The sequence below is a fragment of the Methanoregula sp. genome, from assembly GCF_002835825.1.
Taxonomy (GTDB): domain Archaea; phylum Halobacteriota; class Methanomicrobia; order Methanomicrobiales; family Methanospirillaceae; genus Methanoregula.
Genome location: NZ_PIZH01000202.1, coordinates 1 through 4,183, shown reverse-complemented (window position 1 = coordinate 4,183; position 4,183 = coordinate 1). Strand labels below are relative to the sequence as shown.

6 protein-coding genes are annotated in these 4,183 nt (G+C 60.7%); 5 read left to right on the top strand and 1 reads right to left on the bottom strand.

The window, feature by feature from the left end; translation table 11 throughout:
* Window positions 1–170: 170 nt before the first annotated feature.
* Window positions 171–626: a metal-dependent transcriptional regulator gene (locus CW742_RS08145; protein WP_292418938.1), complete on the bottom strand. Its 456-nt coding sequence runs from the start codon at window positions 624–626 to the stop codon at window positions 171–173.
* A gap of 168 nt (window positions 627–794) precedes the next feature.
* Here CW742_RS08145 and CW742_RS08140 point away from each other — a divergent pair, with 168 nt between their 5' ends.
* Genes CW742_RS08140 through CW742_RS08120 form a run of 5 tightly spaced genes read left to right on the top strand, consistent with a single transcriptional unit; the run spans window position 795 to window position 4,077 of the window.
* On the top strand, window positions 795–1,076 hold the full coding sequence (locus tag CW742_RS08140) for a FeoA family protein (protein WP_292418935.1): 282 nt from the start codon (window positions 795–797) through the stop codon (window positions 1,074–1,076).
* Complete coding sequence (locus tag CW742_RS08135; protein WP_292418933.1) at window positions 1,073–1,351, top strand: FeoA family protein; 279 nt, start codon at window positions 1,073–1,075, stop codon at window positions 1,349–1,351. Before CW742_RS08140 ends, CW742_RS08135 begins: the two co-directional genes overlap by 4 nt.
* Window positions 1,348–3,348, top strand: a complete 2,001-nt coding sequence (gene feoB / locus CW742_RS08130; RefSeq protein WP_292418930.1) for a ferrous iron transport protein B — start codon at window positions 1,348–1,350, stop codon at window positions 3,346–3,348. Before CW742_RS08135 ends, feoB begins: the two co-directional genes overlap by 4 nt.
* 1 nt (window position 3,349) lies before the next feature.
* Window positions 3,350–3,787 (top strand): hypothetical protein, encoded by a 438-nt coding sequence (locus CW742_RS08125; protein WP_292418928.1) that lies wholly within the window; start codon window positions 3,350–3,352, stop codon window positions 3,785–3,787.
* A 2-nt stretch (window positions 3,788–3,789) separates the two neighbouring features.
* The gene (locus CW742_RS08120; protein ID WP_292418926.1) at window positions 3,790–4,077 is read left to right on the top strand and encodes a hypothetical protein; all 288 of its coding nucleotides are present in this window, start codon (window positions 3,790–3,792) and stop codon (window positions 4,075–4,077) included.
* Window positions 4,078–4,183 lie beyond the last annotated feature (106 nt).

Below are 4,183 nucleotides of genomic sequence, written 5' to 3'. Positions count from 1 at the left end.
CACTGTCACGCACTCATCTCACTCTGTGCACACCGGACCACACACCGGGAGTCCGCACACCTTTCGACAAGGTCTTTTTTTGTGTAATTCTGCCAGAGTTCCGATACCACGGGCCGCCAGGAAAGCGACTGGAGATGGTCTGGTCTGGCTGCTGATGAAAAGAGGTTTGCTTACTGCGCAGGGATCCGGGCAGTTCCCGTGCCCGTCTTCACCAGGGTCTGAAAATGGCGGATCGCCGATGCTGCCTGCGAATTATCCGTGCAGAATGCAATGAACCTGCGGAGTTGTTCGATAGTCTCCGGGTGAAGTTCGTGCTCCATCATGCAGGCGTCCTTTTCTGCGATGGCATGGGGGACCTGCACGATCTCAAGGAATGTCCGGAGTGTCTCGTGCCGGTCCCTTATGACCTCTGCTATCTTCCTCCCTTCGGGTGTGAGCGTGACGCCATCGTACTTCCGGTACGTGATCATTCCCATCCGGTCAAGCTTCTGGACCATCTCCACGACCGTAGGCGGCTGGATGCAGAGCTCGCGGGCAATATCCCTGGTGCGGGCATAACCCTTCTCCGAGGATGCATTGAGGATGGCTTCCAGGTAGTCCTCTGCTTTCCTGCTGAGCGAATGCATGATCACTATGGGTGGCCCGGGCATATAATATTTAGGATGCCCGAAATTGTCTGTTGCGCGCAGGAAATTAGGTTTTCGCAATAATTCCGAACTTGTTTTTGTCTGCGGGCAGGAATCCGAACATCGTTCGGCCACCCGTTATCCCGACCGAACACCTGATAATCCTGCATGGAAGTTTCAATGAAAAAACCGGAAGGTCCGGCCGCGGACGAGGGTGTTACAACGCTCGACCGGATTGCACCACCGGGAACCTGTCGCGTTGTCATGGTACCGGCCCGGGGGCCGATCCGGCCGCGGCTGCTTGCCTTCGGGTTTGTCCCGGGCGCGGTCGTGGAAGCGGTCCGGACCGCACCCCTCGGTGACCCGGTCGAATACCGGGTAAAGGGCTGCGCCATCTCGCTCCGGAAAGAAGACGCCCGTCTCATTTCCGTAACCCCGGAAGGTGCATGATGGAAGAGAACATCCCCCTCTCGTTCCTCTCTCCCGGCACGGAAGCAACAGTTGCCGATATCCGGGGAGGCTGCGGCATGATCCAGCGGCTCTCTGCCATGGGTATCCACCCAAAAAGCCGCCTTACCGTGGTCTGTTCGGACCGCGGTCCGCTGATCGTCTCGGTTGCCGGGACGCGGTACGCCCTCTCGAAGGGCATGGCCATGAAGATTTTTGTCGCACCGGTGCACAGCCGGGAAATACCGGCCAGCGTTGACGCAGGGGAGCCGGCATGAAAAAGATCCGGATCGCCCTTGCCGGCAACCCGAACGTAGGCAAGAGCACCATATTCAATGCGCTGACAGGGTCCCGGCAGCACGTGGGCAACTGGCCCGGCGTAACGGTCGAGAAGAAGAGCGGGTATGCCCGGATAGGTGACCACGAGATCGAGATCGTCGACCTTCCCGGGACTTACAGCCTCACGGCATACTCGGTTGACGAAGTCGTAGCCCGCGACTACATCATCGACGAGAAGCCCGATGTCGTTGTCCATGTCGTGGATGCCACCAACTTCGAGCGGAACCTGTACCTCACCACCCAGCTCATGGAACTCGGTGTCCCGCTCGTCATGGCCCTGAACATGTCGGATATGGCGGGGAAGACCGGGACGATAATAAACCGGTCCTCGTTCAAGAAGTTCTTCGAGATCCCGGTCGTAAGGACCGTAGGGAGCAAAGGCGAAGGCCTCAACGAGCTCCTCAGGACTGCCGTTTTCGAAGCCGAGACCTCGCCCCACCACGAGCACGCCATCGGGTACGGCGATGCCATCGAACGCTCGATCTCCGGAATCGGCACTGTCATCAGCAGCGACCCGGCCCTTGCCGCACGCTACCCGCCGCGCTGGCTCGCCATCCGGCTCCTGGAAGGAGACGGGAATGCAAAGGAGAAACTAAGGGGAAGTCCTGCGGAATTAAAAGTCCTCGCCCTGCTGGAGCAGTGCGACCCCGACCAGATCGAGGCCGCAATGGCGGACCGGCGGTACGAGGTGATTGCCGCGCTCCTGCCGCAGGTCTGCACAACCTGCGTCAAAGAGATGAACTCCTCGGACATCATCGACCAGGTCATCACGAACCGGTATCTCGGCATCCCGATCTTCCTTGCCCTGATGTGGGGGGCGTTCCAGCTCACCTTTGCCGTCGCAACACCGTTCATGACCGCCATCGACGAACTCTTCGCGTACAGCGCGACAGCACTTGCGGAGAGCGGCGCGGAACCGTCGTGGCTCATGTCCCTCCTCGGCAACGGTATCATCGGGGGTGTCGGGTCAGTCATCATCTTTCTGCCCAACATCTTCATCCTCCTCTTCCTTCTCTCGCTCCTTGAGGACAGCGGGTATCTTGCCCGGGCCGCGTTCGTCATGGACCGGCTGATGTATGCCATCGGGCTTCCGGGCAAATCGTTCATCCCGATGCTGATCGGATTCGGGTGCAACGTGCCCGCCATCATGGCGACCCGGACAATCGAGGACAAGAACGATCGGCTCATCACTATCCTGATCAACCCGTTCATGTCCTGCGGCGCCCGGCTGCCGGTCTTCGTCCTCCTTGCCGGGGCATTCTTCCCGGCAAACGCCGGCAATGTTGTCTTTGTCCTCTATGTCATCGGCATCATCGTTGCTATTGCCTCGGCCTGGCTCTTCCGGAAGACCATCCTCCCCGGGAAGCCGGCGCCGTTCCTCATGGAGATGCCCCCCTACCGGCTGCCGACATTCCTTACGTCGGTGCGCCACATGTGGGACCGCGGGTATATGTATATCCGGAAAGCCGGTGGGATCATCCTCGCCGGTGCGCTGATCGTCTGGTTCCTTGCCACGTTCCCGTACGGGGTGGAGTACGGCAGCGCCGACAGCTATGCCGGCATGCTCGGGCACCTGCTCCAGCCGCTCTTTGCCCCGCTCGGGTTTGACTGGAAGATTGCCGTTGCGCTCCTCTTCGGGTTCATCGCCAAGGAAATTGTCGTCGGGTCGCTGGGCGCCCTGTACGGCACCGGTGAGGACGAGGGGACCCTCTCTGCGGCGCTCCTGGCCGACCCGTCCTTCGGGCCGGTCACGGCCTTTGCGCTGATGGTCTTCGTGCTCCTCTATATGCCCTGCGTTGCCGCTCTCGCGGTCATCAGAAAGGAGACCGGCTCCTGGAAGTGGGCCCTCTTCTCGGTCGGATATGGCATTACTGTTGCGTATATCCTCGCGCTCGTCATCGTTCATGCCGCCCCGTTCTTTGCAGGAGGGATCTGAAATGACACCAACTCTCAAAACCGCATTCGCCGCAGTCTTCGGCATCCTGTACTGGCTCTTCGGCCTCACCATGATCCTCTCTGCCCTGGTCCCGGTCCTCGCGGAACCGGCCGGGCAGTTTATGATATCTGCTGACCCTGCCGCCGGGTTCGTGCTCTGCGTTGTGGGGACGGTCTTCCTCTTTGCGTGCCGGAGGCTTGGAGCGGACACGGCCGGCGGGCAGGCGTTCCTTTACGTTGCGCTGGGGCTCGCCCTCATCTTCGGCATCGTTGCCCTGTTCTCCCTCCTGGCGGTTGGGGCCGACCTCGTCCTGTTCGGCGATGGCGAACCCTGGGACCCGGCCCGGGTCCTGGGACCGATGGTCTGGCTGGCCCTGTTCCCGGCAGCCGGGCTGTATGCATGGGGCAGGGAATTTATCGGGAACCTGACGGGAGCGTGACCATGTCAGGAACGCTCCGGTCCATTGCCCGGCTCATCCGCGACGGGAACCAGACTGTGGCGGAATGTGCCGCCCGGCTCGGGATAAACCGCCAGCATCTCGAAGAGCGGCTCGCCCTGATGGAGCGGCAGGGGTATGTTGCCCGCAGGGAGAATGTCCCATTAGAGGGGGGGTGTACCTGCGGGGGCTGCTGCTCAACGTGTCCGCGGCGGGATACTGCCGCACCTCCTCTACTGTATATGCTGACAGAGAAGGGTGCACGGCTCCTTAAGACTTCAGAAGTCAGGTAACAGGGGGTATTGTCCCGGCCGGAAGACCCGGTGGATCAGCGGCACAACCGGTTTTTTTATGCAGTGGCGGTGTCAATGACTGTACAGAAGCGACAGCAATGACTCC